Annotated in this window: 25 protein-coding genes and 7 pseudogenes; 23 read left to right on the top strand and 9 right to left on the bottom strand. The window is 61.3% G+C overall.

Going from position 1 to position 25927, the window contains the following annotated elements:
* Positions 1-8 precede the first annotated feature (8 nt).
* Both istB and istA read right to left on the bottom strand, forming a co-directional pair.
* Positions 9-890, bottom strand: a complete 882-nt coding sequence (gene istB, locus IHQ72_RS32490; RefSeq protein WP_258118938.1) for an IS21-like element helper ATPase IstB — start codon at positions 888-890, stop codon at positions 9-11.
* Entirely contained in the window at positions 887-2149 is a 1263-nt protein-coding gene (istA, locus tag IHQ72_RS32485; RefSeq protein ID WP_258123774.1) for an IS21 family transposase, read from the bottom strand. The genes istB and istA overlap by 4 nt, the downstream gene beginning before the upstream one ends.
* Positions 2150-2277: 128 nt before the next feature.
* On the opposite strand from istA, the gene ltrA reads away from it, so the two are divergent.
* Together ltrA and IHQ72_RS32475 are read left to right on the top strand one after the other, a co-directional pair.
* Positions 2278-3261 (top strand): group II intron reverse transcriptase/maturase, encoded by a 984-nt coding sequence (ltrA, locus tag IHQ72_RS32480; RefSeq protein ID WP_258119838.1) that lies wholly within the window; start codon positions 2278-2280, stop codon positions 3259-3261.
* Positions 3262-4274: 1013 nt separating this feature from the next.
* Positions 4275-6308: a T3SS effector XopP-like protein gene (locus IHQ72_RS32475; RefSeq protein ID WP_258119836.1), complete on the top strand. Its 2034-nt coding sequence runs from the start codon at positions 4275-4277 to the stop codon at positions 6306-6308.
* Between the two features lie 933 nt (positions 6309-7241).
* On the opposite strand, the pseudogene IHQ72_RS32470 reads toward IHQ72_RS32475, so the two are convergent.
* From IHQ72_RS32470 to IHQ72_RS32450, 5 genes and pseudogenes are all read right to left on the bottom strand, one after another.
* Positions 7242-7382 (bottom strand): annotated as a pseudogene (locus tag IHQ72_RS32470) (transposase zinc-binding domain-containing protein); the annotation flags it as partial.
* Between the two features lie 22 nt (positions 7383-7404).
* Positions 7405-7627, bottom strand: a pseudogene (locus IHQ72_RS36975) (tyrosine-type recombinase/integrase); the annotation flags it as partial.
* 286 nt (positions 7628-7913) lie between these two features.
* Complete coding sequence (locus IHQ72_RS32455; protein ID WP_258119834.1) at positions 7914-8837, bottom strand: aldose 1-epimerase family protein; 924 nt, start codon at positions 8835-8837, stop codon at positions 7914-7916.
* Positions 8838-8985: 148 nt separating this feature from the next.
* A pseudogene (locus tag IHQ72_RS37255) lies at positions 8986-9070 on the bottom strand (BAX inhibitor (BI)-1/YccA family protein); the annotation flags it as partial.
* Between the two features lie 82 nt (positions 9071-9152).
* A pseudogene (locus IHQ72_RS32450) lies at positions 9153-9340 on the bottom strand (IS110 family transposase); the annotation flags it as partial.
* Positions 9341-10135: 795 nt separating this feature from the next.
* Here IHQ72_RS32450 and IHQ72_RS32445 point away from each other — a divergent pair.
* From IHQ72_RS32445 to IHQ72_RS32425, 5 genes and pseudogenes are all read left to right on the top strand, one after another.
* A complete protein-coding gene (locus IHQ72_RS32445; protein ID WP_258119830.1) occupies positions 10136-10993 on the top strand; it encodes a sterol desaturase family protein in 858 nt (285 codons plus the stop codon).
* Between the two features lie 319 nt (positions 10994-11312).
* A pseudogene (locus IHQ72_RS32440) lies at positions 11313-11561 on the top strand (alkanesulfonate monooxygenase); the annotation flags it as partial.
* Positions 11558-12967: an FAD/NAD(P)-binding protein gene (locus IHQ72_RS32435; protein WP_258119828.1), complete on the top strand. Its 1410-nt coding sequence runs from the start codon at positions 11558-11560 to the stop codon at positions 12965-12967. The pseudogene IHQ72_RS32440 and the gene IHQ72_RS32435, both read left to right, overlap by 4 nt.
* Before the next feature lie 38 nt (positions 12968-13005).
* Complete coding sequence (locus IHQ72_RS32430; RefSeq protein ID WP_309508716.1) at positions 13006-13512, top strand: flavin reductase family protein; 507 nt, start codon at positions 13006-13008, stop codon at positions 13510-13512.
* 79 nt (positions 13513-13591) lie between these two features.
* Positions 13592-13882 carry a hypothetical protein gene (locus IHQ72_RS32425; protein WP_258119826.1) on the top strand — a complete coding sequence of 97 codons (291 nt, stop codon included), beginning with the start codon at positions 13592-13594 and terminating at the stop codon, positions 13880-13882.
* Positions 13883-14008: 126 nt separating this feature from the next.
* Here the strand turns inward: IHQ72_RS32425 and IHQ72_RS32420 are convergent, their stop codons facing one another.
* Positions 14009-14356: a hypothetical protein gene (locus IHQ72_RS32420; RefSeq protein ID WP_258119824.1), complete on the bottom strand. Its 348-nt coding sequence runs from the start codon at positions 14354-14356 to the stop codon at positions 14009-14011.
* A gap of 288 nt (positions 14357-14644) precedes the next feature.
* Here IHQ72_RS32420 and IHQ72_RS32415 point away from each other — a divergent pair, with 288 nt between their 5' ends.
* The 9 genes and pseudogenes from IHQ72_RS32415 (at position 14645) to IHQ72_RS32375 (ending at position 21096) form a co-directional block, all read left to right on the top strand.
* Complete coding sequence (locus IHQ72_RS32415; RefSeq protein WP_374120295.1) at positions 14645-14815, top strand: Tn3 family transposase; 171 nt, start codon at positions 14645-14647, stop codon at positions 14813-14815.
* Positions 14816-14862: 47 nt separating this feature from the next.
* Positions 14863-15058: pseudogene (locus tag IHQ72_RS32410) on the top strand (IS6 family transposase); the annotation flags it as partial.
* A gap of 287 nt (positions 15059-15345) precedes the next feature.
* Positions 15346-15486 (top strand): hypothetical protein, encoded by a 141-nt coding sequence (locus IHQ72_RS32405; protein WP_258119822.1) that lies wholly within the window; start codon positions 15346-15348, stop codon positions 15484-15486.
* A 369-nt stretch (positions 15487-15855) separates the two neighbouring features.
* Positions 15856-16941: a hydrogenase small subunit gene (locus tag IHQ72_RS32400; RefSeq protein ID WP_258119821.1), complete on the top strand. Its 1086-nt coding sequence runs from the start codon at positions 15856-15858 to the stop codon at positions 16939-16941.
* Positions 16942-16965: 24 nt separating this feature from the next.
* Positions 16966-18756 carry a nickel-dependent hydrogenase large subunit gene (locus IHQ72_RS32395; RefSeq protein ID WP_258119820.1) on the top strand — a complete coding sequence of 597 codons (1791 nt, stop codon included), beginning with the start codon at positions 16966-16968 and terminating at the stop codon, positions 18754-18756.
* Positions 18753-19484: a Ni/Fe-hydrogenase, b-type cytochrome subunit gene (gene cybH / locus IHQ72_RS32390; RefSeq protein ID WP_258119819.1), complete on the top strand. Its 732-nt coding sequence runs from the start codon at positions 18753-18755 to the stop codon at positions 19482-19484. The genes IHQ72_RS32395 and cybH overlap by 4 nt, the downstream gene beginning before the upstream one ends.
* Positions 19485-20093, top strand: coding sequence for a HyaD/HybD family hydrogenase maturation endopeptidase (locus IHQ72_RS32385; RefSeq protein ID WP_258119817.1), 609 nt, complete (start codon positions 19485-19487; stop codon positions 20091-20093).
* Between the two features lie 10 nt (positions 20094-20103).
* The gene (gene hupE / locus IHQ72_RS32380; RefSeq protein ID WP_258119816.1) at positions 20104-20679 is read left to right on the top strand and encodes a nickel permease HupE; all 576 of its coding nucleotides are present in this window, start codon (positions 20104-20106) and stop codon (positions 20677-20679) included.
* Positions 20680-20799: 120 nt separating this feature from the next.
* Entirely contained in the window at positions 20800-21096 is a 297-nt protein-coding gene (locus tag IHQ72_RS32375; RefSeq protein ID WP_258119815.1) for a HypC/HybG/HupF family hydrogenase formation chaperone, read from the top strand.
* 51 nt (positions 21097-21147) lie between these two features.
* Here the strand turns inward: IHQ72_RS32375 and IHQ72_RS32370 are convergent.
* A pseudogene (locus IHQ72_RS32370) lies at positions 21148-21567 on the bottom strand (IS5 family transposase); the annotation flags it as partial.
* Positions 21568-21589: 22 nt separating this feature from the next.
* Here IHQ72_RS32370 and IHQ72_RS32365 point away from each other — a divergent pair.
* Genes IHQ72_RS32365 through hypB form a run of 7 tightly spaced genes read left to right on the top strand, consistent with a single transcriptional unit; the run spans position 21590 to position 25913 of the window.
* A complete protein-coding gene (locus IHQ72_RS32365) occupies positions 21590-22039 on the top strand; it encodes a thioredoxin domain-containing protein (protein ID WP_258119813.1) in 450 nt (149 codons plus the stop codon).
* Complete coding sequence (locus IHQ72_RS32360; protein ID WP_258119812.1) at positions 22036-22884, top strand: hydrogenase expression/formation protein; 849 nt, start codon at positions 22036-22038, stop codon at positions 22882-22884. The genes IHQ72_RS32365 and IHQ72_RS32360 overlap by 4 nt, the downstream gene beginning before the upstream one ends.
* Entirely contained in the window at positions 22881-23096 is a 216-nt protein-coding gene (locus IHQ72_RS32355; protein WP_095494259.1) for a rubredoxin, read from the top strand. The genes IHQ72_RS32360 and IHQ72_RS32355 overlap by 4 nt, the downstream gene beginning before the upstream one ends.
* A complete protein-coding gene (hybE, locus tag IHQ72_RS32350; protein ID WP_258119810.1) occupies positions 23086-23610 on the top strand; it encodes a [NiFe]-hydrogenase assembly chaperone HybE in 525 nt (174 codons plus the stop codon). The genes IHQ72_RS32355 and hybE overlap by 11 nt, the downstream gene beginning before the upstream one ends.
* A complete protein-coding gene (locus IHQ72_RS32345; protein WP_258119809.1) occupies positions 23607-24716 on the top strand; it encodes a nickel-dependent hydrogenase large subunit in 1110 nt (369 codons plus the stop codon). The genes hybE and IHQ72_RS32345 overlap by 4 nt, the downstream gene beginning before the upstream one ends.
* A complete protein-coding gene (gene hypA, locus IHQ72_RS32340) occupies positions 24709-25050 on the top strand; it encodes a hydrogenase maturation nickel metallochaperone HypA (RefSeq protein ID WP_258119808.1) in 342 nt (113 codons plus the stop codon). The genes IHQ72_RS32345 and hypA overlap by 8 nt, the downstream gene beginning before the upstream one ends.
* Positions 25050-25913 (top strand): hydrogenase nickel incorporation protein HypB, encoded by an 864-nt coding sequence (hypB, locus tag IHQ72_RS32335; RefSeq protein ID WP_258124002.1) that lies wholly within the window; start codon positions 25050-25052, stop codon positions 25911-25913. The genes hypA and hypB overlap by 1 nt, the downstream gene beginning before the upstream one ends.
* Positions 25914-25927 lie beyond the last annotated feature (14 nt).

Genomic DNA, 25927 nt, shown 5'->3' with positions numbered 1-25927 from the left:
TTCCCCAATTATGCCGTCTCGGACGGCATTGAGAATTGGGTATTTTTCGGTGGCCGACCGCGCGGCCGTGATGGTGGCGCGAAGGACGGGGGAGTAATCAGGGCTTTCGAACGGACGTGTTCAGGCATCAATTCGGCATGCTGTCGCAGCCTGTAGCTTGATCCTTCGATCTGAACGACGACGGCATGATGCAAAAGCCTGTCGAGAAGCGCGGTAGCGACCACGGCGTCTCCAAAAACATCGCCCCACTCTGCAAAGCCGCGATTGGACGTCAAGATCATTGCCCCTTTCTCGTAGCGGGCGTTGACGAGCTGGAAGAACAGATTGCCGCCGCCGGCGATGACCGGGAGATAACCGATCTCGTCGACGATCAGCAGACTTGGCCTACAGAAGAAGCGGATGCGTTCTTGCAGCCGTCCCTCGCGCTCGGCCCTGGACAGCGCTGCAATGAGATCGGCCAAGGTGCAGAAGTAGACGCTCTTGCCCGCTTTGACAGCTTCGACGCCGAGCGCGATAGCCAGATGGCTTTTGCCAGTTCCTGGCGGCCCGAGGAAATGGGCGGCCTCGTGCCTTTCGACGAAACCCAGTTGCGCGAGCGTGAAGATCCGATCGCGATCGAGGGAGGGCTGGAAAGAGAAATCGAAGCCGGCGAGCGTTTTGATGGTTGCCAGCCGAGCCATCCTCAACGCCGTTTTTATGCGGCTGTTCTCGCGCAGGGTCAGCTCTTCGGAAAGGAGAATGTCGATCGCTTCGAGCGCCGACAGCTCGCCATGCTCCAGGCGGCGGACAATATGGTCGAGTGCTTCAAGGGCACGTGGCATCTTCAAGCCGACAAGGTCATGGCGAATGCGGTCGATCATCGACGGCACGGCATCGAGAGCGGCGCTCATGGGCGGTTCTCCTGGGCCATGGCTCTGGCAACGGCGTCGTAGAAGGCGAGCGGCCGCTGTGTGACCCGGTCTCCGGATCCATGAAGAATGATCTCGTCATTGTTGACGCGCGATCGCGATCGCGGCGGTGAGCGAAGGGTTCTGTGTCCTGGTTCGACGCGGCGCTGATGGCGACCTTCCAACACCGGATGCACAGCAATCAGCGCGCCGTCTTCGAAGATTCGAACCTCATTGGCCAAGGTGTGAACCTCGACGAGCCGCCTTCTGGTGGCGTCGGGCACGCTGTAGGCGTTTCCACCAACGCTCACCATGCCCTCTCGGGATATCCTGCGCTCAAGCCGCAGAACCGATCGGAACGGAGCCAGTGGCAAGGGACGCAGATGAAGGCGCTCTTCCGCGAAGGCCTCGACGACGACGCGCTGCGTTGTGGCGTGCACGCGCGGGTTGGCAACGACATCCAGCCATTGCCGCAGTTGGGTGTTAAGATCATCAAGGTTGCGAAACGAGCGCGCCAGGAAGAAGTCTTCACGAATATAGCGGAATGGTCGCTCGACCTTTCCCTTCGTCTTGGCCCGATATGGTTTGCAGGCCTTTGGATGAAAGCCGAAATGGCGGGCGAGATCGAGCAGAGCGCGGTTATAAACAATGCCGCCCGTTTCGCCTTCGCCGATGACGGCAGTCTTCATTCGGTCGTAAAGGATCTCGCGCGGAACGCCGCCGATCGCATCGAACGCCGCGGCGTGGCATCGCAGCACCGTCGGCAGATCCTGATGCATAGCAAAGCGCGCCCAGATGAGACGGCTATAGCCCAGCACCATAGAAAACAGCCAGACGATCCTGGGGGTTGCCGGCTCGTCGGTGAAGACGACATGGAATTGGGCGAAATCCACCTGGGCCTGTTCGCCGGGAGCTGTTTCGAACCGAACTTCAAAGCCGGGTTCTGAGGTCGGACGAACGTCTCTGAGAAAGTCCGTGACGGTAGTGTAGCCACCGGCGTACCCACGATCCTTCAGTTCTCGCAGGAGCCGCCGACCGCTAAGGCCGGGATAGGCAGCAACCCGTTCACGCAGATAGGCGGTGAATGGATCAATCACCGTCGCCCGCGGCTTCCTTGGTCCGTAGGCAGGGGCCTCAAGGCCACGCTTGATGTATTTGCGGATTGTCTTTCGATCGACACCGGTCTGCCTGGCGATCGCTGACACCGACAGCCCCTGCCGGTGCATATCCAAGATCATGACTATCTCCCCGAGTTTGATCACCGCCATTCCCCTCTCGACCATCGAGAGCAGTATCGGTGATGACGTGCCGCCGGTCCTCCGGGGCGCGCCCCGGAAGACCGGCGGCAACGCTAAACTGGGGAAGATTCAAACGGCACTTCTGGGGAGTATTGATCCGGTATCGACAGCAGGTTCTCCAGGAGCAGTGGGACCCGACATTCTCCGAGCACAGCTACGGCTTCCGTCCGGGACGCTCCGCTCATCAGGCGGTAGCCCAAGCGCAATGCTACATTGCCGAGGGCTACAGCTACGTGGTCGATCTTGATCTCGAAAGATTTTTCGATCGAGTCAATCACGACAGTCTGATGGCGCGCGTCGCCGCGAGGGTGGCGGACAAGCGTGTGCTCAAACTCATTCGGGCATTCCTCAATGCCGGGGTGATGGAGGACGGCTTGGTCCGTCCGGTGGACGAGGGAACCCCGCAAGGCGGTCCGCTCTCGCCCCTCCTGAGTAACCTCCTGCTCGACGACCTCGACAGGGAACTGGCCCGACGTGGTCTCCGCTTCTGCCGCTACGCCGACGACTGCAACATCTATGTTCGCAGCCGCCGCGCCGGCGAACGGGTCATGGCTTCCGTAAGCCGGTTCCTGACCAAGAAGCTGCGGCTGAAGGTCAACGAGGCGAAGAGCGCGGTGGCGCGGCCGGAGGAGCGGAAGTTCCTGGGATTCAGCATCGCGAATGACGGGAGCGAGCGGCGCATCGCGCCGAAGGCCCTCGCCAAATTCAAGGCGCTGATCCGGGATATGACACGCCGGACCCGGGGCATAAGTCTGCCGCAGCTGGTCAAGGAGCTGAAGCCATACCTCATCGGATGGCGCGGCTACTTCGGCTTCTGCCAGACCCCGCGGGTGCTTACGAACTTGGAAGCGTGGACCCGCCGAAGACTACGCATGTATCTTTGGCGGCAATGGGGGAACGGGCACAACCGCTACAAGGAGCTGCGCCGTCGTGGCGTGCCAAAGCTCCGGGCCGCGGTTGCTGCCGGTTCACCGACGGGATTCTGGCGCATGTCAGGACACCCGGCGGTCCAACAGGCCCTGCGCAACCATCACTTCGAGTCGCTCGGCCTCCCCCGTCTCTATGTCTCTGTCTAAGCGTAATCCGGTCGAACCGCCGTGGTACGTGATCCGTATGCCCGGTGGTGTGGGAGGGGCGGCGCCGCGAGGCGTCCCCCTATCCCGATCAATCCTGAATCCCTTAAATCGCGACACGCTTTAGCAAAACGCGGCGGCCGCAAGCGAGGTGGAAACGCTTCATGTCGATCATATCGTTCTGCCTAATCTCTTCGTCCCGATCTGTCTGCTCCAAAGCTCTGAATGCCACACATTCCCATCGCCTCAACGCGGTTGCAAACCGGTGACCCAGCACTGCGTGTGCTACCGCGTCTTTGTCCCTTCACGTGATCCCTCGACAAAGTGACAGCGCCCTTCGCAACCCAGACGACCTGATCCGGCGCTTCGCGAGGCCGGTGCAGGCCTGGGTTTTCCACCAATGGTTAAACGCTTGAGGCAGGTCGGATTTCGCGCGTCCAGAAAAAACTCTTTGTCAGCTAATCGTCAGCCAAGCGATCTATCTAGACGCGCCGTGCCTAACTGGCCTGGCGGCGCGGAAAGACGGCGTGAGAATCTTGGAATAGTGAATCGGTCGCCCGTCCAATGCGCACCACACGCGCATTGGCGAAGCTGACGAGGCGCATTGCACTCATGAAAGCCTGGATGCACGAGCGCTCAGCGACATCAGCCCCAACATCAATAGACAAACACATTCTCGCCTATAACGGAGACGGAATATGACGGGCATTGGCACATCTGGGAGATCGCGGACTGAAAACAGAGCCGGCAGGGCGGGGGAGGCGAGCAGTTCGCGCTCGCAATCAAGTCTTGCGCCTGGGGAAGGCGGCCAGTCGTTCGATGCCGTCGTGGAGCAGATGCGCTCTGTTGCCATAGATAGAAGGACGCCCTCCGTTCCAATGAATCGCGGTGCCGATGATACCCTGCGCGACAGGCAGTCCGGTTCCTCCGTTGGCGTAGACCGAGCCCTGGACACTGCGCGGCATGCAGCCGGCCCGTCACGTGCAGCTCGTCTTCGGCGGCGCAGTGTTCACTCAATGTCTGACGGCGAAACCCTGGCGCCGCTCGCCAGCCAGCCGCCACCTTCGGGTGTGGCGGTCCCCATTTCCGTGTCACCCCAGGGACGAATGGACGAGCTCTTTGGGGAACTGCTCGCTTGCCGTCAGTCCGCGGTGCAAACCCCCGACGAGCCAGAACCGATGGACCGGGTCGTAGTTGCAGGCTTAGCAGTTCTGGATCATTACGCGAGCCTGAGCCCGTCGCCAGCTTTGGCGCGGAGCACTATGCCCGACAGGAAAGTGCGTCAATGCTGCGACGTCATGCTTGTTGCGGTGGAGAACCACTGCAAACTGACAGAACCGACTCGCACGAAGTTGGAAGCGTACATAACCCAATCGCTAGAAATGGTCAGGGAGCTTAAATCCCGGGCTAGCCCGGACCAGGTGACCAAAATGTACCTCAGCGTGGCGAAGGCGCATGTTGCCCAAATAAACTGGTGGGAAAAGAGGATTTCGGGCTGCGAACGGCAGCGATACGCCGCCGCCACCAGAGCCAGCTTACCAAATCCAACGGCCGACATACGGCGGGAAAATCAGATCCTCATGCGCAGGACGACCGGCGAGCTGATGCTTGCTCGATTCGCGCTGGGATTGGCGCGGATCGATTCGGCGCACGTCAAAATTGAGTCGCAGGAGGGCACGTTCGAACCAGCAGTGAGGGAAATCCTCATGTTTAAAGAGGGGCGGCTGCCTCTGCTGGATACCTTCGTGGACGACGTTGCTCCGGCATTCACGTCGGCAGTACCTGCTGTTAGGGACGACACGGGACGCCCGCTCGACGCAGATCATTGCGCCGTTTTGGAAGGCGTCGTCAAGCGGCTTTCGGAATTTGAAGCGGCGCTACTGGACATGCACGCTAACCTGAGCGATCAGCCTACAAGTGGCGGCCTCCCACTAGAACTGTTGGACGAGATCGCGAAGGACGCGTCGATCACTGCGGACCATGTTGGGCACCTACTGGCACTGCAGCCGGACTGGCCGGCCATCGTTGCACCGCCGGCGGACACGGGCGCTGGAATACCGGCCGCAGCGCCTAGGAAGGGGAAGGGGAAAGGCAAGTCCAAGCAGGCCGCTGGCGCTAGCACCTCGGTCGCCGGCGCTAGCAATTCGGCCGTCGGCCAACAGTCGCCGCAAATCGCTGCGGGCGTCAAAGACCCGGCGCCGGCAGCCAAGGTGCTCATACGCACGAATCTAGGTACGAAGAAGCTCTTGAGTGCAGAGCAGGCGCAGAAGAGTGCCGAGGAGGCGCAGAAGAGTGCAGAGGAGGCGGCAGCACGCTTGGAGACCTGGCACACCCCCCCAGCCAAGGAGGAGATGCTGACGCCACTACTCGCAAGGTTGACCGAACTCCTGCAGTTCGATCTGGCTGGTCTGCAAAGCAAAATCTCGCAAGCGCGCAAGATGAGCCCCGAGGACGCCGAACACATCGCCGACACTGTGGTCGATCGTCTTCAGACCCAAGCCGCCGAGATGGAGGCCTGTCTGGCAGCGTTTAAGGAGCCGCGTTTGCTCCTCCTGCTCTCGAGTGGGCAAATACCTAAATTCCACAAAGACAAAGAACAGCTAAACAACATGTTGAGCCAGGCTCAGGGACTGGCGAAGGCATTGAACGAGCAACCTATTGCGATCGATTGCATGAAGACCTACGCACTTCCGTCGCAGAAGTACCTTGAGCAATTGCGGACGGCCGGGGAGCTGATCACACCGGGTCAGCCGTATACGTTGCATCACGAGCCGGGCTCTCTGTTCGAGATCAGGCTCCAGCCCAAGGCGCTGCACAATGGTACAAAGCCGAGTCCGATGTGGGTCCACATTCATACGAAACGCCCGGTATATGCGCGGCAGTTGGCAACGCTGGACACCGCCGAGTTCGCCGCTTGCCATGTCAAATCCAATCAACAGCGTGGTCACAATCGGCAGTGGGAGGAGGCCCGTGCTGCGACCCACGAAAGCGTCGCAATCCACCGCGGCAAGCTCACTCCCGCGTTCTGTAAGTCCTTGTTGACCACTTAAAAGCGTGTCGCGATTTAAGGGATTCTGGAGGGTTCTGTGTAGTCGCGGGCGCGATTGGGCGGGCACGCACGGGTCGCGACTACATTGAAGCCTGATTGAACTGAACCGCGGGATGGCGGGCGAGGCTATGGGGATTTAGGGCTCGACAGTGTGTCCGAGGCACCGGAGCGATCTCGCCGATCGCTCTTGGGCGGCGCTCGTCGCCGCGATGCAGGACTATCTGCGACGCGAGAGACGGCGCCATTGGGTCGTTGACGCTGAGGTGCAGCGTTGCTGGCGACAGCCAGGCGGCGACTTTGACTAGCGGCGCGCAAAGGCCCTTCGGATCGTCCCCGAGTGCCGCCATCATGGGCGGCGTCGCGGGCGTAGAGCTTGATGGTGGGAGCGGACGCCCCGCGGTGCACGGCTCGGCATGCTGCAATGCGGCAGCGGCGGACTGGCAAACGCCGATTTCGACAAGGTGCTGGCGAAAGAGCCTGGCGCCGAAAATGGTGTGGTGGTTGCGACGCCCGCCCATGGCGCGCGGACATCGACAAGTGCGCAAGTGCTCGCAGAACACCGCCAGATCAATGTCGCTGGGCATTGCCCCTTGCCGAGCCACGACATGGCCGAGGTGAGCTGCCGCCCGCAAATATCGCGCGGCCGTGCCGGCACTATAGCCTTGCCGTTCGAGCGCGGCCGCGAAACCGTCAAGGTATGGTCCGCTTGGCCCGCTCCGCAGATGCCCCAGAAGCTTCGATGCCGAGAAGTAAGTCTCCAACATGCTTGTCTCCGTTTGTGACCGGCCATCGGTGGCCGAGCTGACGGAGGCGCAGGACCGCGTTGTTATGGAGACAAAAAGCGCAACAATTCACCGAAAAATGCCGATGCCGGCACTCCAGCTCCCCATTACTGGATCTGCCCATAAGGCAGCTGTTGTGCGATGCGTCAGTGGCCACAGTCCTCGCAGGCCTCGACCTGTCCACCAAGTGCTGCGGTGCGACAATGCTCGATCGCCGACATGACCTTGAGGTGGACGAGGCTGAGCTGCCCTGCATGGGCGACCCGGTAGGCAGGCCAGGAAGCACGGAACATGTCGGCGACTCGATCGAGGCGCTCAGCCGTCGGGCGAGCTCTGTGCCTGCTTGAACAGGCCAAGCTTGTCGAGCGGACTGGTTACGGAGCGTACCGTGCGGGTCCGGCGTTGGTGTAGAAGGCGGTGTTGTCGAGCTTGGCTGCCCAAGCAGGACCTGGATGCCCCGAATGTCGGTGCCGTCTTCAAGAAGGTGGGTGGCGAAGCTGTTGCGTAGCGTATGCGGCCCGACCCGCTTGGCGATGTCGATGAGTCGGCTAACTCCCCCTCGCCCAGGGCGGCGGGCAGTTGCTCTTCCACCTCGTCTCGAAGCTCTACGAGCGCACCAGTGTCATCATCCTCGTTCACAACGCTTACCGCCTTCGACTCACCGAGAAAGCATGCGAACACAAGCTCGCGCCCATGCTCTTGACGCAGCCGCAAACACCTGAATCAATGAACAGGTTGGGCGAATCGGCCGCTCATCATCGCGTGATATGGCTGCTCACAAACAGCCAAATGCGCGGTCCACGTCTGCCACATGCTGAGAATGATCATTGCCACGTGTGGCCATCATGACCTTCGGCGTCTCGGACGCGCAACGAACCCTCCAGCCTGATCCGGTAATTAAGCGACCGCTTCGCCCCCGGTGCAACCAGCATCAGGCCCGGCTTATCGATGAAGTTGCCATCGAAGTCCACAGGGCTTGCTATGCCGTGCCAGGGTTCGATGCACAGGAACGGGGCGCCGCCCGGCTTTGACCAGATGCCCAGTTCTGGAAATCCCTGCCATGACACTTCGATCGCCGGACCACGCTCTGCCGCGTAGCGCACGCTGGTGCTTGCGGGCCGATCCAGGATGACGGCGTCGTCATCGAACAGCCGTTCGGATAGTGCAAGCGTCCTGCCTTCGATCGGCGTCGGCCGCGGTGCTGCGAGCAGGAGGCCATCCTTCAGGCGAGGAATCAGCGCCGGCTCATCATCGGCAAAGGTCAGGCGGTAGGCCTCCTTAGGCAACTCCGACAGCAACGGCCAGTTGAACGCCGGGTGCGCACCGATGGAGGCCGGCAACAGCTCGTCGCCTGTGTTGGTGACCTCGAAGGTCACGCCGAGTTGCTGGCGTTCCAGCGTGTAAGTCACGGCCAGGCGAAAAGCGAAGGGGTAGTGCGCGCGGGTGTCGGCGTCGTCGGTAAGAACCAGCGTGCAGGATCGAGGCCCCCTGTCCGCCCACACAAAAGGCTTGTCGCGCGCGAAGCCGTGCTGCGTCATCGTGTAGGTCTGGCCGCGGTGACGCAGTTGATCGCCCTTTAGCCGGCCGACAATTGGAAACAGCACCGGAGAATGGCGCCGCCAGGCCGGCCCGGCCTGCCACAGGAACTCAAATCCTTGCGCATCCTGCAGCGACACAAGTTCGGCACCCTGCCCGATTATGACAGCCGAGATGCCGTCGCCATGAAGGGTTTGGCTGTCTTGTGCCACATGTCCTCGCGGGCCGCTGTTGAAGGCCGGTGCTGTGGCAGACTAAGCAAAAGCTCTTGGGGACTCAAGGTGTGGTTGGGTGTTGCGCAACTAATTGTGGCCGGAGGATCTCTCCGGCTACCTCGCCCTCGCCCACAACGGACAGTCGCTACTCGCGCTCGCCAGTGAAATTCATCAGCAGCTGGAAGATGTTGATGAAGTGAAGAGAGCGAGAAAGCACCGAAGACGAGCAGTGCCGGCACGCGATGCCGTCGGCCGCCAAATCGTTGCCCTCAGCACACTACCTCGGCCATGCCCATGTCACCGATACCTAATTCGCGCCCAGTAGTAGGCAGTGCCGCACGCCTCCATCCCAATGGGCAAGGCGCCAACTGCTCGAAGAACTTCAACATCTGCTGAGACGCAACTGTCGCCGGACGATAACATTGCCGGCGGGCATCAATCGCATGAATCTGGAACACTGACTTCGCAAGGTCGATGTCAACGGTAGAATTCTCTTCCATTCGAACGCTCCCGGTTTGTCAATCCTAACCGATGCGTATCTAGCACCGGCGGAGCGGGAGCCTTCCATCCCATCGATTTTCGCACTGCTCTTGTTCTGATCCCAAGAAGGCGAAGGTCGCGGTGGCGCGCAAGCTTGCCGTCATCCTCCACGCCATATGGAAGACGAATGAGCCGTTCCGCCGCGCCGTCGCTGCAGCCTGACAAGGAGCTTTCGATTTCCCGATCAACTCCAGTTCCCGAGATGCGTCCTTGCCGGGACGCTGCGCGGATGAGGTCGCTCCCATGCATGCGGTCCTACGGAACCGCGAACACCACTTCGACCCCACCCGTTCCAACGCAAACATGCGGCGATCCTTGCGATCGACCCCGGAGAGAACCCTGAGCCCGGCAGGCGCTGCACCAACGAGGAGAGAAGGAGCCTATTGACGAAGGCGATTAGAGAACTTCCTGAGACACGATCTCCGTTCGCAACGCTGCTGGCTAGGCAACCTCTGCTGTACCGCCTCGACACACCGGCGCATAGTTGGTCATTTCGCGCAAACCTCTTGTCTATTGGGCTCCTCCAACCATTTGGGACATGGATGGGTCCTATCCAACCAACTGATTTTACCGATCTGTGAAAATGCTGCATAGCACATCCTGCGGTGCGCCGTGATTTCTGCGCGGATATCGGTCCGGATGCCGGCTCGAGTTTAGGGCTGCGCTGGAGATTTATAACATTGGTCTCGCCCTCGTGACGAAGACACTGCGTTGATGAGAGTCCCTCATTTTGAAGGATTCGCAGGAGCAAACAAATGCACGTTCTCGATATTAACCACGTGACCCAGATCTTCGTGAAATCGTTTGGGCTGGTTGTAATGTTCGCAACCTTTTGCGCCGCGCTGGAGCTAACCTTTCCGGCTTATCGATACAGCTTTGCATCATACGTTCGCGGCGTACGAAATTGGATTATTCGCCTCGGATTCGGTGCTTTTATCTGGCACTTCTACGCTGTGGGCTTGGCCTGGTTAGGGATAAAGCCGCTCGTGACGATCAATTTCGGTACGTTGCTTCACTCTGACAACGCAATCATTAGCAATGGATTGGCCGTCCTTTCAGGCGTTTTGGTCGCGATTGCGGGCGACTTCTTTTACTACTGGATGCACCGCGCTCAGCATGCTGTTCCATTCCTCTGGCGCATGCACGCTACTCACCACTCGATCCGCGAATTGACGGCATGGAATTGCCATCATCACGTTTCCGAGCCACTCGTTTACGCAGGTCTTGTGGCACTACCACTCGCGCTGTTCCACTTCGAATCTGGCGTAGTGCCCGCTGTTGCCATGACGCTGATTACTTTTCAGGCCCATCTTTCACACTCTAGCACCCGCATCAATCTTGGGCCGCTTCGATATATCCTTGGCGACAATAAGTTCCACCGCATTCACCACTCGTTGGAGCCGCGTCACCGGCACCGAAACTACGGGTTCTTTACAACTCTCTGGGACACGATTTTTCTAACGGCATACTGGCCAAAAAAGAACGAGTGGCCGGAAGTTGGCCTCCGAGACCAGCCCGAGCCGCTCACCGTGCGCGATTACATTATGTTCCCATTCGATCGACGTCGCTGGCGTAGAGCTAAAGTCGGAAGTGGTGTAGAGGCTGAGAAATAAAACGAGCGGAGGTTTACGCTTCGAATCCGATTGTCGAGGTCGGAACCCCTCAACTGGACCGAGAAGGGATGGATCATTCGTGCTGGCCTTACTGGAGGCGTAGGATCTGGACTACCGAAGGTGGGCAATGCTCCTCCAAGGGCATTCAGGCACAGGGAAGTTTTGCAGACCTTGCCTGGAAGTAGCAGATGGCGGTGGCTCTATGAGTCTCGTCCGCGGAACCGGCCGCGGACAGGTTGTTGGAGTCCAAGTAACCTCACGCATGCCGCGTTGATCGGTGCGCTTCATCTCGCCGGATTTGAACTGGTGGTATCCGCTCGCGCTGGTCGGCGACGCGGCGACTGTTGCGGAGCGGATCGACGAATACCGGCGTATCGGAATCGATACCTTCATCCTCTCCGGTTATCCGCATCTGGAGGAGGCTTATCGCTTCGGCGAACTGGTGTTGCCGCTGTTGCCACTTGATCACGAAATCTCGTCGCGCCCCACGGCTGTCAATATGGGGCCCTTCGGTGAAACAGTGGCCGGCGATCATCGGCCCTCGGCGCTGCGCGCGAGCCAGTCTTGAGCGCCGGCGAACCGATCGTAGCGATTGTCGGGGGCGGATTCTCCGGCGCGGCGACTGCGTTTCACCTGGCGCGGCTGCTGCCGGCGGGCGCATCCGAGATCGTGGTCATCGAACCGCGCGAAGGGCTCGGCTATGGTCTGGCCTATTCGACCGGTGATCCTTCACACCGCACCAATGTGCCGGCATCGCGGATGACGCTGATCTCTGGCCAGGACAGCCACTTTGCCGACTGGCTGGAGCGAACCAGCGCCATTGCGGACGATGCCGGGATTATTGCCGCCAATGGAGCGCTCTACCCGCAGCGCCGTATTTTCGGCCGTTACGTGGAAGACCACCTCCAGCGCTTTCTCCAAAGCAAAACGATCCGGCATGTCAGATCCGCCGTTGCTTCGGTCGAACGCAGTGGTGAGCGCTACCGGCTGATCCTTGCTGACGGCGCAGCGCTTGTGGCAGACGCTCTGGTCATTGCGACGACGCATCCGCCCCCGGCCTTGCCGTTGGCCCTGCAGTCCGTGGCTGGCAAGGCCGGGCTGGTGGCCAATCCCTATGATCTGGAGAGGCTGGAAGCGGTCGGCCGCAATGACAATGTTCTCATCGTCGGCACCGGACTGACATCGGCGGACGTGATCGCGACGCTTCACCGCAAGGGCCATCGCGGCCGCATCACGGCACTTTCGCGCCATGGTTACAGATCGCGCGGACATGCTTTGAAAGCAGTCGATCCGGCCGGCGACTTTACCACCCTGCCTTCACGCAGCGCCACAGTGCTGCTCAGGCGCATCCGCACCGCGATTGCTACAGCCGCTCGGGCTGGCGAAGACTGGCATCCCGTCCTCGACGCCGTCCGGCGGCAGGGACAGGTCATCTGGCAGGCTTTGCCGCTCGCTGAGCAGCGCCGTCTGGTGCGCCATCTTCGCGCGCTGTGGGATGTGCATCGCTTCCGTGTTGCGCCACAGATCATGGACGTGCTCGATCGCCAGGTTGCCGAGGGCAGGCTTGCCTATCGCGCCGCATCGATTGTCGGCGCCGATCAGATCGACGGACGCATTCGCGTCAGGCAGCAACTGCGTGGCCAACGGCGTCTCATTGCCGAGGCTTTTGACAGCGTGATCGTGACAACCGGGCCGGCGCATGCCGATATCTTGCGGACCAGAACGGCGATTGCGGCGCTCGCGCGGATGGGATTGGCCCGGCTCGACCCGATTGGACTCGGCTTGGAGACCGACAGCCAAGGCCGTGCGGTCGGCACATCCGGGCGGCCGTTTGGCAGCATTTTCGTCAGTGGGCCGCTGGCGCGCGGCAGCGTTGGCGAACTGATGGGAATTCCCGAAGTCACCGCGCATGCCGAGCGCATCGCCGCCGAAATCCACCATTGGCTTGGGTACCAAGACGGCCTTGCGTCGTGAGGCGTCGTGAAGCTGCAAAACACAATGAGGCTGTCCAGATGACATTAACCGAGCGCGTTCCCCTGATTGAAACCCGGATCCCCCTGAAATCTGCCATGCGTCACCTGGCTGGAGCCGTGTCCGTGGTTACTGCAGGTATTGGCGACGGAAGGACGGGCGCAACCGTTACGACCGCCCACTCACTGTCCGTCGAGCCGGAGGTGATGGTCGTCAGTATCAACCTGAACTCGTCAACCTGGGCAGCAATCAGGCGGCATAGGCATTTCTGCGTGAACGTGCTGCGTGCCGACCAGGTTGCGATTGCCGACCGCTTCGCCGGACGCGATGGCCTGGCGGGGGTAGAACGTTACGAGGGGGCCCGCTGGCTTAGACTTGCAACCGGCGCGTTGGCACTCGACGGGGCGCTTGCCGCCGTTGACTGCGCGGTCGAAGACATGATCGTCCGCCACAGCCACGCGCTGATCCTCGGCAGCGTCCGATATGTGGCGAGCGGAGAGCCGGGCCCGGCATTGATCTATCATCAGGGCGCATACGGATCGTCGTGAGTGCCGATGCGTGACGTTTCGCGGAATGAGAAGGATCCGGTAGCGCGCCAACGAGCCGAATTTGGTGTGATCGGCGAGAATGACGATTTTCCGCGCCTGTTCATGGGTCGAAGACGCTAAGCGCTGGATGCACGGCGATGAAAGCGATATCGTGCTGATCGCCAAGATACGCAGACCGGCAAATACTGTCGCGGTCTGGAAATCGACATTGAAATCGCCGCCCAGCATGACGTGCCGGTGTTCTTCGGCAGCTGCGATGGCTGTATCGATCATGTTGGTGACGATGCGCGTTCCGGCAGGACGGAAATTCGGCGGGCCAACGTCAGCACGGTACTGCCGCCAAAGAAGAAATTTTCCCGCCATCGGATAGTTCGACAAGGGCAGATTCCAATCCTGATGCCGTCGCCTATCGGTGATGTCGGCTCTGCCGCAGCACTCACTGGCAGGCGCCGCGTCCCTTCCATCGTTCACCACACGGCAAAGGCGCATCTTTCTGCTACCGCTTCTTGCTGCGGGTCCGTCTGACGCCAGCCGGTGCGTTCGATGTCTCCGGAATCTTCGCTTCCTCAGCCATTGACGGCTCGGGAAGCGACGCGTCGGGCATGGTCACGTGCTTGGCGTCGGATACTACTTCACCGGTGGTGAGTATGGGCTGAGAACGAACATCTTCATCGGGAAATATCGGCTGCGGCGTCGTTTCCGCGATCGCACCGTCCGTCTTCGTTTCCGCGACATCGTTCGCGATCGCGGCCAGGTCGACGCCGCCCCAGATGGACTGTGGCCGCTTCACGAGCCCACGCTTCTGTTTGATCTCGACGACAAAGGGGCGCTGCTGCTGCCTCATAGTGGTACTTTCGGAGGGATTCAGGGAGTTGCGAACGTCGTCTAGGCCGATCCCACGCCTTCGTCCACCGGCCCCACGCACATTCCAACGGTTTTTGAAGACGTTGCTGCCGTCCAAGTGGCTCACCGCCGACGCCGGGCTCGCGCTCCGGCTGACCTCTGGCAAATGCTCGTAAATGAGAGTCTAAAATGTTTCGCCTATGCTATGAAGCGCCCAAGTACTGATCGATCACGATCGATCCGCATTCTGTAAGCGAATCCGCCGCGAGCAATTCCGCAATGAGCGTACATGGAGCGCACGTTCTTGCGCCGGCGCGGAACGGCATTCGATAAGCGGATAATCCACCAGCTCTCGCCGTTGGGCTGGGACCATATCAACATCACGGGCGATTACGTCTGGTCAGACCATCTCATGGTCGATGGTGAAGGGTTCCTGCCGCTTAGGATTGGCGCCTCATGATCGCCGACATCCCTACCGTAATCTATGTCCCAATAATGCACTGGGGCCATATGCCGTTGCGAAAACGGGAGCGAACGATGCAGGGCTTCCGATCACCGGAAATCCCTCAGCGCTTCGTCTCGATCTTCTCCGCCCCTCCGCAACCTCTTCGTTCCACCTCGCTCAAGACACTCCGCGTTTCAGATCCATCTTCACCGTCTGAACGCAATGGCGGAGTGGAAGGCCGTGACTGCGCTCTGCTGACAGTAGCGTACACCGCTTCAGCGCGTTCATACGCAGACAACGTGACAGCGTCACGCAATGCGCTAGCGGATTTGCCATCCTGTTGGAAATCCGACATCGTCGGAAATCCGACATTGGTCGGATAGGAGCCGCCTCGCGGCGGTGCCCCTGCCCACCACCGGGCATACGGGTCACGTACCACGACGGTTCGACCGAATTAAGCTTGGGCGGAGACATAGAGGCGAGGAAGACCGAGCTCGTCGAAGTAGTGGTCGCGCAGAGCCTGTTGGACCGCCGGGTGTCCAGACATGCGCCAGAACCCCGTTGGCGAACCGGCGGCAGCCGCAGCACTCGCGGCGGCGGAGGACCTCGGCAAGCCGGCGACTGAAGGCGGCGGGCTCCGTCAGATGGGCGATCTCACCGAAGAAGTTCAGCTGCCCGATTTATAGGCGGCCTTCCAAGAAGAGGCCGCTCGAAGCGGCGCTTGCCGGGCTCGATACCGGTGGACTGGGCTCGAAGTCCGCGGTGCTGCAGCATGTGATCCGCTCCTTCGATCCCTGCATGACTGCACCGCGCATTGGGATGCAGTTGGCGCCGCGCGGCGGCGGTAAGACAGTTTTCAGCGGTGAAAGCCGACTTTCCGGCCCGCTTTCGCCATGCCGACCGCCCACCGGAGGCCGTTTAAAAAAACGCCAAACATTTCAAATCTGTAGCAAGAAAATGGTCGAAATAATGAAAATTGGTCCGCTTCTTGCTGCAAGCATTCTGACAGAGCCCGGCCTCCATCCGGGCGATGCGATGGGGCATAGAGTAGCAACATGGCAGCTGCCGAAACCTTATATGACGTCATTCGTCGCCAGGGGATTACCCGGCGCAGTTTCACCAAGTTCTGCAGCCTGACGGCCGCGAGCCTCGGTTTCGGCCCGGGTGCCGCGACAGCGATGGCTGAAGCACTCGAGACCAAGGAACGTGTTCCCGTCATCTGGATGCATGGGCTCGAATGCACCTGCTGTTCGGAGAGCTTCATCCGCTCGGCCCATCCGCTCGTCAAAGACGTCGTGCTGTCGATGATCTCGCTCGACTACGACGATACGATCATGGCGGCCGCCGGCCATCAAGCGGAGGCGATTCTCAAAGAGACGAAGGAGAAGTACAAGGGCAAGTACATCCTCGCCGTGGAGGGCAATCCGCCGCTCAACGAGGACGGCATGTTCTGCATCGACGGCGGCAAACCCTTCGTTGAGAAGCTGAAGTGGATGGCCGAGGATGCCATGGCGATTATCGCCTGGGGCGCCTGCGCCTCTTGGGGCTGCGTCCAGGCGGCCAATCCGAACCCGACCCAGGCGACACCGATCGACAAGGTCATCCTCGATAAGCCGATCATTAAGGTACCAGGCTGTCCCCCGATCGCGGAGGTGATGACCGGGGTCGTCACCTTCATCACGACCTTCGGCAAGCTGCCGGAACTCGACCGGCAGGGCCGGCCCAAGATGTTCTACTCGCAGCGCATCCACGACAAGTGCTACCGCCGACCGCATTTCGATGCCGGCCAGTTTGTCGAGGAGTGGGACGATGAGGGCGCACGCAAGGGCTCCTGTCTGTACAAGATGGGCTGCAAGGGCCCGACCACCTACAATGCCTGCTCTACCGTGCGCTGGAACGGGGGCGTTTCCTTCCCGATCCAGTCAGGCCACGGCTGCATCGGCTGCTCGGAAGACGGCTTCTGGGACAACGGCAGCTTCTATGACCGTCTGACGAACCTCCACCAGTTCGGCGTCGAGGCCAACGCCGACAAGGTCGGCATGACCGCCGCCGGCATCGTGGGTGGCGTAATCGCCGCCCATGCCGCGGTAACCGCCTTCAAGCGCGTGACCACCAAGCGCGAAAAAGCCGACGCATCATAATCACTCTCGGGGAGGAACAGCATCGTGACAATTCAAACACCCAACGGCTTCACACTGGACAATTCGGGCAAGCGCATCGTCGTCGATCCCGTCACCCGCATCGAGGGACATATGCGGGTGGAGGTCAATGTCGATGAGAACAACATCATCCGGAATGCGGTCTCGACCGGCACCATGTGGCGCGGCATCGAAGTCATCCTAAAGAACCGCGACCCCCGCGACGCATGGGCATTCACGGAGCGCATCTGCGGCGTCTGCACCGGCACGCATGCGCTGACCTCTGTACGCGCGGTCGAGAATGCGCTCGGCATCACCATCCCGGACAATGCCAATTCGATCCGCAACCTGATGCAGCTGGCGCTGCAGGTGCATGACCATGTCGTGCACTTCTACCATCTTCATGCGCTCGACTGGGTGGACGTGATCTCTGCGATCTCCGCCGATCCGAAGGCGACCTCGGCGCTCGCGCAGTCCGTGTCCGACTGGCCGCTTTCCTCTCCAGGCTATTTCAAAGACATCCAGACTCGGCTCAGGAAATTCGTCGAGTCAGGCCAGCTCGGACCCTTCAAGAACGGCTATTGGGGCAATGCATCCTACAAGCTGCCGCCTGAGGCCAATCTCATGGCGGTGGTGCATTATCTGGAGGCGCTCGACTTCCAGAAGGAGATCGTCAAGATCCACACGATCTTCGGCGGCAAGAACCCGCATCCAAACTGGCTGGTTGGCGGGGTACCCTGTCCGATCAATATCGACGGTACTGGTGCGGTCGGCGCGATCAACATGGAGCGGCTTAACATGGTCACCTCGATCATCGACCAGATTATCGAGTTCAATGACAAGGTATACGTCCCCGACATCATGGCCATCGGCTCCTTTTACAAGGACTGGCTCTATGGAGGCGGTCTGTCGGGCAAGAACGTGCTAGCCTATGGCGACGTACCCGAGCACGTCAACGACTACTCCGAGGCAAGCCTGAAGCTGCCGCGCGGCGCGATCATCAATGGCAATCTCGTCGAAGTGCTGCCGGTCGACCATGAGGATCCCGAACAGATCCAGGAATTCGTTACCCATTCCTGGTACAAATATCCCGACGAGACAAAGGGCCTGCATCCCTGGGACGGGGTTACCGAGCCACACTACGAACTCGGCCCCAACGCCAAGGGGACGAAGACCAATATCGAGCAGCTCGACGAGGCCGCTAAATATTCCTGGATCAAGGCGCCGCGCTGGCGCGGCCATGCGATGGAGGTCGGGCCACTCGCCCGCTGGGTCGTCGGCTACGCCCAGAACAAGGCGGAGTTCAAGGACCCGATCGAAAAGGTGCTCAAGGATCTCGGCCTTCCAGTTTCAGCCCTCTTCTCGACACTCGGCCGCACGGCAGCCCGTGCGCTCGAATCGAGCTGGGCCGGCCACCAGATGCGCTATTTCCGGAACAAGCTGATTGCCAATATTAGGGCCGGCGACCTCTCTACGGCCCATGTCGACAAGTGGAAGCCGGAAACCTGGCCCAAGGAGGTCAGGGGCGTCGGCTTTACCGAGGCCCCGCGCGGCGCGCTCGCGCACTGGATCAAAATCAAGGACGGCAAGATCGACAACTACCAGTGCGTCGTGCCCACCACATGGAACGGCAGCCCTCGCGATCCGGCAGGAAATATTGGCGCCTTCGAGGCTTCGTTGATGGATACGCCGATGTCAGACCCCACCCAACCTCTCGAAATCCTCAGGACCATCCATTCCTTCGATCCGTGCCTAGCATGCTCGACGCATGTCATGAGCCCGGACGGTCAGGAAATGGCCAAGGTCCAGGTCCGGTGAGGAGGATAAGTCATATCCATGAAACTCTCGCAGCCGCCGACGCCGACGGTGAAAAGGCCGTCGAGCACAAGAGCATCTATGTTTACGAAGCCCCGGTGCGCATCTGGCACTGGGTCAACGCCGTCTCGATCCTGACGCTCGCGCTAACCGGCTATTTCATCAGCTCGCCGCTGCCTTCCGTGCCGGGCGAGGCCATCGCCAATTTCCTGATGGGGTATATCCGCTTCATCCACTTCGCGGCGGGGCAGGTCCTTGCCGTGTTCCTTATCCTCAGGGTCTACTGGGCCTTTGTCGGCAATATCCATGCCCGCCAGATCTTCTATGTGCCCTTCTGGAGCGGCCGCTTCTGGAAGGAATGGCTGCATGAGTTGCGGTGGTACACGTTCTTGGCCCGGCAGCCGAAGTATGTCGGCCACAACCCGCTTTCCCAGTTCACCATGTTCCTGATGTTCACCGTGCCGCTCTTCTTCATGGTGATCACCGGCTTTGGGCTCTATAGCGAGGGTGCCGGCCGCGACGGCTGGGAATATGCGCTTTTCGGCTGGGTGTTCTCGATCTGGTCCAACAGCCAGGACATCCACACATTCCACCATCTCGGCATGTGGGTAATCCTCGTCTTCGTCATGGTTCACATTTATGTGGCGATCCGCGAGGACATTATGAGCCGACAGAGCATCATCTCGTCGATGATTTCCGGCGAACGGCTCTTCAAGGACAGTGAGGACTAGATGGTCGCCCCAAATCCCTTGGCCTCTTCGCCTTCCCCTCGGATTCTCGTGCTTGGCATAGGCAATATCCTCTGGGCCGATGAAGGCTTCGGCGTGCGCGCGGTGGAAACCTTCCACAAGGCGTATCGGGTGCCCGACAACGTCACCGTCCTCGATGGCGGCACGCAGGGGCTCTATCTCGTGCAGTTCGTCAATGAACACGATCGTTTGATCGTGTTCGACGCCATCGACTACGGCCTCGAGCCGGGCACGATAAAGATCGTGGAAGACGACGAGGTGCCGAAATTTACTGGCGCCAAGAAGATGAGCCTGCATCAGACCGGCTTCCAGGAGGTGCTGAGCGCCGCTGACCTCATGGGGCACTGTCCCGATCGGCTGGTTCTCATCGGGTGCCAGCCGCTGGGTCTCGAGGACTGGGGCGGCCCGCTGACGACGCCTGTCAAGGCAGTCATACCGCGCGCAATCGAAACGGCAGTAGGAATACTGCGGGACTGGGGCGTCGTCGTCACCGCGCGACCGGAAGGGGCCGGGGTTTCGCCACTACTTGAAAACGACATCGATTTCGAACGTTACGAGCGCCGAGCCGAATCGGCCGCATTGCGCTATTGAGGAGGATATCATGAATTTCCGTAGGGTTGCGGCGACGCTCGTCGTGATGGCGCTACCGGACATCGCCCACGCGCATGCCGGCCTTCACACCGACGGCGCGGTTGCCGGCTTCAGCCATCCGTTCAGTGGTCTCGATCATATCCTGGCGATGGTCGCGGTCGGCTTCTGGGCCTTGACGCTGGGCGGTAAAGCCCGATGGATCGTTCCCTTGGCCTTCGTGACGGTTATGGCGGTGGGCGGCGGCCTGGGTATTTATGGCCTCGCTTTTCCAATGGTGGAAACCGGGATCGCGCTGACCGTCGCGCTGCTCGGTCTGCTGGTTGTTTTCGAAGTGAAGGTTTCAACGTCGGTCGCGGCGACGGTGGTTGGAACATGCGCGCTCTTCCATGGCCACGCCCATGGCACCGAACTTCCGGCGATGGCGCATGCGGGCGGCTATGTGGCGGGCTTCATGGCTGCCACGGTCATCCTGCATCTCACCGGTTTCGGGCTGGCCTTGTTGAGGTTCGGCAACGCCCAGCGAGTTGCCGCGCGGACCGCCGGCGTGGCCATTGCCCTTGCCGGTGCAGTCCAGCTGGCCGGCTGAACTTCTCCCAGGGCTGAGGCCGGACTTCTCCCAGGGCTGAGGCCGGTCGGTAGTCGTGTGGGGACCCTGCACACCGCGGCTCCCGATTTCATAAGATCTGGACGACGGAGGAGGAGCATCATGTGCATCGGCATTCCCATGCGGGTCGTCGCCGGCAATGAGTTCGTCGCGCACTGCGAGCGACATGGCCGGATATCCTCGATCTCCCTCATGCTGGTCGGCCCACAACCGCCGGGAACCTACCTACTCACCCATCTCGCCTCCGCCATCCGGGTGCTGGACGCCGACGAGGCCCGCGCCATCGACAACGCACTCGCGGGTCTTGCTGAAGCTGTCGAGGGGAGGGCTTTCGACGCCCTCTTTGCCGATCTCACCTCGCGCGAGCCGGAACTGCCGCCGCATCTGCGTAGCGAGTGAGAAAAAAATTTCCAAAGGGGAAGGACTTTCCACCTCGGCCGTAGTGACGATTTAACATCTGAGCCAGATAGCGATAGCTGCGAGTTTAACGAAGCCCATGAAGTTTGCCAGCAGCTTGTCGTAGCGGGTTGCGACACGGCGGAACTGCTTGTGCAAAAGAAGCGCTCGATGAGGTGAGTGTCGTAGGGACGCTGGACCTTGCGGTTGCGCTTCGGTGGGATGACGGATTTCAGCTCCCCTTTCAGCGATCTTTTCGTGCAGGTGGTCGGCGTCATAGCCCTTGTCGGCGATCGTGGCACCAGCCTCGAAGCCATCGACGGGATCATGGGCAAAGGCGATATCGTTGCGCTGTCCGGGGCTGGCGATCAGGCGAACCGGTAGCCCGAGCGCATCGCCAGCTGCATGAATCTTGGTGCTCACTTTCCCAAGTCTGGCACGCCGCTTGCTTCTCATTTCCTTCGAATGCTTTGCATCGTGATTTGTGGAGGAGACTATGCCATCTGTCCTGGTCCGCGCCCTGAGCGAGCGGGCGCGCCTGCCCCTCATCGACGAGACGAACATCGATGCCTTCCTCGCTCCGGCGGCGGGTGAACCCGACAATGCCGTGCTGTTCTTCACCGGCGATCCGTCGCAGCGTCCGGAAGCCGATGACGTCGCCGTCGTCCTCCCGCATATCCTCAAGGCCTTCCAAGGCCGCTTGCGCGGCGCCGTGGTCCTCCGCACGGCCGCAGACAAGCTAAAGGCCCGCTTTAACGTCGTTGTGATGCCGAGCCTCGCCGTGACTCGTCGAGACCAACCGGTCGGCGTGCTGGGCAAGATCCGCGACTGGTCCGAATATGTCGAGAAGATCAGCGCCTGGCTCGCGCCCAACGCGCCGGTCATGGTGCCCTCGGGCGGACTGAAGGTCGAGATCACCCATGCCGGCAAGGAGATCGCGCGATGAAGGCCGGACTCTGGGTCGCCCCCGAGGGCGAGGATGCGGCGATGACGGTGATGCCGATCGGCGCCGAGGCGCCGCTGCGTGCCCGCAAGCTCAATTTCCTCGCCACCAGCAGCGCCGAGGAAATGATCCACCGATGTCGGCGGACGGCGATGCTCCTGCCGGAACTCGCTGACGCGCTCGCCGTTCAGAAGGCCGACCGGCCGGGCCGGCTATTCGACATCACCGATTTCCCCGACGACGACAAGGAACTGATCGCCCAGACTCTCGGCGAGGGCGAGGTCGCCGGCATCGCGGCATTGGCGAACGGCATCACGGCCCAGATGCAGGAGGCGGTGATGGCTGGCGTCTGGCGCGTCCGTTTCACCGACGGTGAGGGCCGGCTCATTGCCGACTATGTCGAGGTCGCGAGCATTCCCGCCGCTGTCAAACAGGCGTGTTCGGCGCTGCCGGAGTCGATCAGCCACGGGCCGGCGCCGACCGGCGCCATGAACGTCATGCCCGTGCTGACCGAGATCGGTGATCGCATCGCCCGTTACAGCGACGGTGATCCGGGCCATATCATCACCTTCTCGCTCTTCCCGATGAGCCCGGAGGACATGGCCTTCCTGCAGGAAACGCTGGGTGCCGGGCCGGTGCAGCTCACCTCGCGCGGCTATGGCACCTGCCGCATCGTGGTGACCGGCGCGCGCAATGTCTGGTCGGTTCAGTTCTACAACGCCATGGACACGATCATCCTCGATACGTTGGAGATCTGCGACATTCCCTCGGTCGCGATCGCCGCCGAGGATGATTTCCGCGACTCCGAGGCGAGACTGCGTGAGATCGAGGAGGCCTATTTCAAATGAGCGCCTTCGAGAATTTCGGCAAGCGCGAGACCGTGTCGGACGACGACCAGATGGAATGCGGTATCTGCTGGCATGTCTATGATCCCGCTGAGGGTGACCCGGTCTGGCAGATTGCTCCGGGGACGTCGTTTGCAGACCTGCCGGAAGACTGGCGCTGCCCAAATTGCGATGCGCTGCAATCAAAGTTCATGAGGCTAGGTGATGGACGCTGACGTCGCAGAGATGTCCGAGATCGATCCCGCGCAGGCGCTCGGCCGGCGGCTCGAGGCCTGCTACCGGCACATTTACGCGACCGCCATGGCCGATGTGCCGATCTGCAATCCCGCGCTTGGCATTGCCTCGACCGGTTTTCGGACTTACGGCGGTCGTGCGTTCGGCATCGTGATTACACCATGGTTCATGAATCTCGTGGCAGCGGATCTGCCGCAGGGCCCTTCCTCCGCCCCAGCTGCCACCGGTACGACCCTCCGTGTCGGCCTGCCGGCGGGTGAGGTCGGGTTCATTGCCGGTGAACTCGATGCGATTGACCGTGTCGATTCCTGCTCGCTGTTTTCTCCGGTCTTCGAGTTCGCGACGATGGAGGCTGCCCTCGAAACAGCGGACGAAGCGGCCCGGGCCTTCTTTGATCCTGCCACGCTCGAACCGCCGCCCGCCCCGCCCGCGGCGGTCAACCGGCGTGACCTGTTGGGCGGGCATTTCCGCAGGCGCGAGGAGGCGTCGGAATGACATTCCTTCTCGGGGCAGGCACGATAAGGATCGACGTAACCGTGTCGCGCGCGCTTGCCTGTTCCGTCGCGGTGAAGGCGAACCGCCCCCAGGGGCTGACGCGCATGTTCGTCGGCCGCAGGCCCGAAGAGGCGTCCCCTCTTGCCGGTCAAGTCTTTTCGCTCTGCGGTTTTGCGCAATCCGTAGCGGCGCGGCTCGCTGTCCTGAATGCAGCGGATATGGCGATGAGGGTGGACGAACGGATCGGCTCCGGCGCCGGATTGCTCGCCGAGCGGATTTTCGAACCCTTGCGGGCACTCATCCTCCATTGGCCATGCCCCCTGCCGGCATCGCTCGGCGCAACCGCCGGTAGACATCTCCGCGAAGCGCTGGCCGCTTCGCAAGCAATCATCGCCGCGGCCAAGGCCGGGCAAATCGACAGGGCGCATTTGGCGGCCGCCGCTGCGCGGTTGTCTGCGGCGGCCAGCAAGCTCGGCATCCCGAGCCAGGGCGACACACCTTTGCCGGAATCAGCCTGCGCCGCGATGTTGCAGGATATAGGCGACGATCGGGTCTTCAATCGCCGGCGGCCCGATCCACTGACCATTAATGACGATCCGGAAGTCATCGCCCGGCTTTGCGCTGAGCCCGGCTATGCAAGCCTGCCGCATCTCCTAGGCCGCGTCGCGGAGACGGGCGCTTATGCCCGGCTCGCCGCCGATGACGTGGAGGCTTCCCATCTGGTCCAACGACTGCTAGCCCGCATCAACGACGTGCGCCTCTGCCTCAAACAACTGACGGCTCTCGCAGCAACCGGCAAGCACGACGGAGCATCACTCGCCTGCGGCGGGACCACGCCGGGCGCCGGTGGCTATGGTGCTGTGGAATGCGCGCGTGGCCGGCTCTATCATCAGGCCGAGATCGGCGGTGACGGCAGGCTTTCGTCCTATCGCATCCTTGCCCCGACCGAATGGAATTTTCATCCCGCCGGCCCCTTCGTCGAGACACTGCTGTCGTCACCCGTCGGGACCGATGAGGCCGCCGTGAGATCGGTGTCGCGGCTCGCGGTCCTGTTCGATCCTTGCGTGGCCTTTGAGGTCAATGTTCGCGAGGCCGCACATGCATGAAATGTCGCTGATGGAGAGTGTGATCGAGATCGTCTGCGACACGGCGCGGCAGAACTGCGCGACACGCGTGAAGTCGGTCCGGCTCGACGTGGGCGTGCTGAGCCACGTCGAACCGGCTGCGCTGATGTTCTGTTATGAGGCCGTGCGACACGGCACGATTGCGGACGAGGCGACGCTCGAGATCAACCGCATTGCCGGCGAGGGCTGGTGTTTTGACTGCGGCAAGACGGTCGCCTTGGAGGAGCGGTTCGGCGCCTGCCCGGACTGCGGACGGCATCGGGTCCAGATGACGGCAGGCGACGAATTGAAGATCAGGGATATGGAGGTGAGATGATGTGCACGGTATGCGGTTGCGGGACTTCTTCCGTCGAGGGTGAAAAGCACGAAGAGCGCGGGCACGGTCACAGCCATGACCATCATCACGACCACGACGACCACCACCATGGCGATGGCGGGCATGATCATCACCATGCCGCGGACTGCAGCGACCATTATGGCAAGGGGATCGCCGGCGTCAATGTACCAGGCATGAGCCAGGAGCGGATCATCCAGGTGGAGAGAGACATCCTCTCCAAGAACGACGCCTATGCGGAAGAGAACCGGCGATATTTTGAGCGCCAGGGCATCTTTGCGCTCAACTTCGTCTCCAGCCCCGGCTCGGGCAAGACCAGCCTGCTGGTCCGCACGATCGATGACCTAAAGGACCGCCTCACGATCTCGGTTATCGAAGGTGACCAGCAGACCTCGAACGACGCGGCCCGGATCCGCGAGACCGGCGCCCGCGCCATCCAGATCAACACGGGCAAGGGCTGCCACCTCGACGCCCACATGGTGGGCCACGCGGCTGAGGATCTCGCGCTCGAACCAGGCTCTGCGCTCTTCATAGAGAATGTCGGCAACCTCGTCTGTCCCGCCGCCTTCGATCTCGGCGAGGCCCACAAGGTTGTGGTGCTGTCAGTCACCGAAGGCGAGGACAAGCCGCTCAAATATCCCAACATGTTCGCCGCCGCCGAACTGATGATCCTCAACAAGGCCGACCTGCTGCCGCATCTCGATTTCAATGTCGGCCTCTGCATCGCCAACGCCCTGCGCGTCAATCCGCGCCTCCAGACGCTGACGGTCTCCGCCCGCACGGGAGAGGGCATGGAAGCCTTCTATGCGTGGCTCGAGGCATCCGCCGCCCACCGGGCCGCGTGACCGAAGGTGGCATG

This window comes from Mesorhizobium onobrychidis, from assembly GCF_024707545.1.
Lineage (GTDB): Bacteria > Pseudomonadota > Alphaproteobacteria > Rhizobiales > Rhizobiaceae > Mesorhizobium > Mesorhizobium onobrychidis.
Note: the sequence above shows the minus strand (reverse complement) of the source record. Positions and strands in the feature narration are given on the sequence as shown.

Coding starts and splice junctions, on each gene's coding strand:
- IHQ72_RS32385 (WP_258119817.1), top strand. CDS start 19,485: ATGGTCGCCCCAAATCCCTTGGCCTCTTCGCCTTCCCCTCGGATTCTC.
- IHQ72_RS32400 (WP_258119821.1), top strand. CDS start 15,856: ATGGCAGCTGCCGAAACCTTATATGACGTCATTCGTCGCCAGGGGATT.
- IHQ72_RS32405 (WP_258119822.1), top strand. CDS start 15,346: ATGCGCCAGAACCCCGTTGGCGAACCGGCGGCAGCCGCAGCACTCGCG.
- IHQ72_RS32355 (WP_095494259.1), top strand. CDS start 22,881: ATGAGCGCCTTCGAGAATTTCGGCAAGCGCGAGACCGTGTCGGACGAC.
- IHQ72_RS32420 (WP_258119824.1), bottom strand. CDS start 14,356: ATGAGGCAGCAGCAGCGCCCCTTTGTCGTCGAGATCAAACAGAAGCGT.
- IHQ72_RS32360 (WP_258119812.1), top strand. CDS start 22,036: ATGAAGGCCGGACTCTGGGTCGCCCCCGAGGGCGAGGATGCGGCGATG.
- IHQ72_RS32375 (WP_258119815.1), top strand. CDS start 20,800: ATGTGCATCGGCATTCCCATGCGGGTCGTCGCCGGCAATGAGTTCGTC.
- IHQ72_RS32425 (WP_258119826.1), top strand. CDS start 13,592: ATGACGATTTTCCGCGCCTGTTCATGGGTCGAAGACGCTAAGCGCTGG.
- istB (WP_258118938.1), bottom strand. CDS start 890: ATGAGCGCCGCTCTCGATGCCGTGCCGTCGATGATCGACCGCATTCGC.
- hypA (WP_258119808.1), top strand. CDS start 24,709: ATGCATGAAATGTCGCTGATGGAGAGTGTGATCGAGATCGTCTGCGAC.
- IHQ72_RS32475 (WP_258119836.1), top strand. CDS start 4,275: ATGTCTGACGGCGAAACCCTGGCGCCGCTCGCCAGCCAGCCGCCACCT.
- hypB (WP_258124002.1), top strand. CDS start 25,050: ATGTGCACGGTATGCGGTTGCGGGACTTCTTCCGTCGAGGGTGAAAAG.
- IHQ72_RS32365 (WP_258119813.1), top strand. CDS start 21,590: ATGCCATCTGTCCTGGTCCGCGCCCTGAGCGAGCGGGCGCGCCTGCCC.
- IHQ72_RS32445 (WP_258119830.1), top strand. CDS start 10,136: ATGCACGTTCTCGATATTAACCACGTGACCCAGATCTTCGTGAAATCG.
- IHQ72_RS32430 (WP_309508716.1), top strand. CDS start 13,006: ATGACATTAACCGAGCGCGTTCCCCTGATTGAAACCCGGATCCCCCTG.
- IHQ72_RS32345 (WP_258119809.1), top strand. CDS start 23,607: ATGACATTCCTTCTCGGGGCAGGCACGATAAGGATCGACGTAACCGTG.
- hybE (WP_258119810.1), top strand. CDS start 23,086: ATGGACGCTGACGTCGCAGAGATGTCCGAGATCGATCCCGCGCAGGCG.
- hupE (WP_258119816.1), top strand. CDS start 20,104: ATGAATTTCCGTAGGGTTGCGGCGACGCTCGTCGTGATGGCGCTACCG.
- IHQ72_RS32415 (WP_374120295.1), top strand. CDS start 14,645: ATGGAGCGCACGTTCTTGCGCCGGCGCGGAACGGCATTCGATAAGCGG.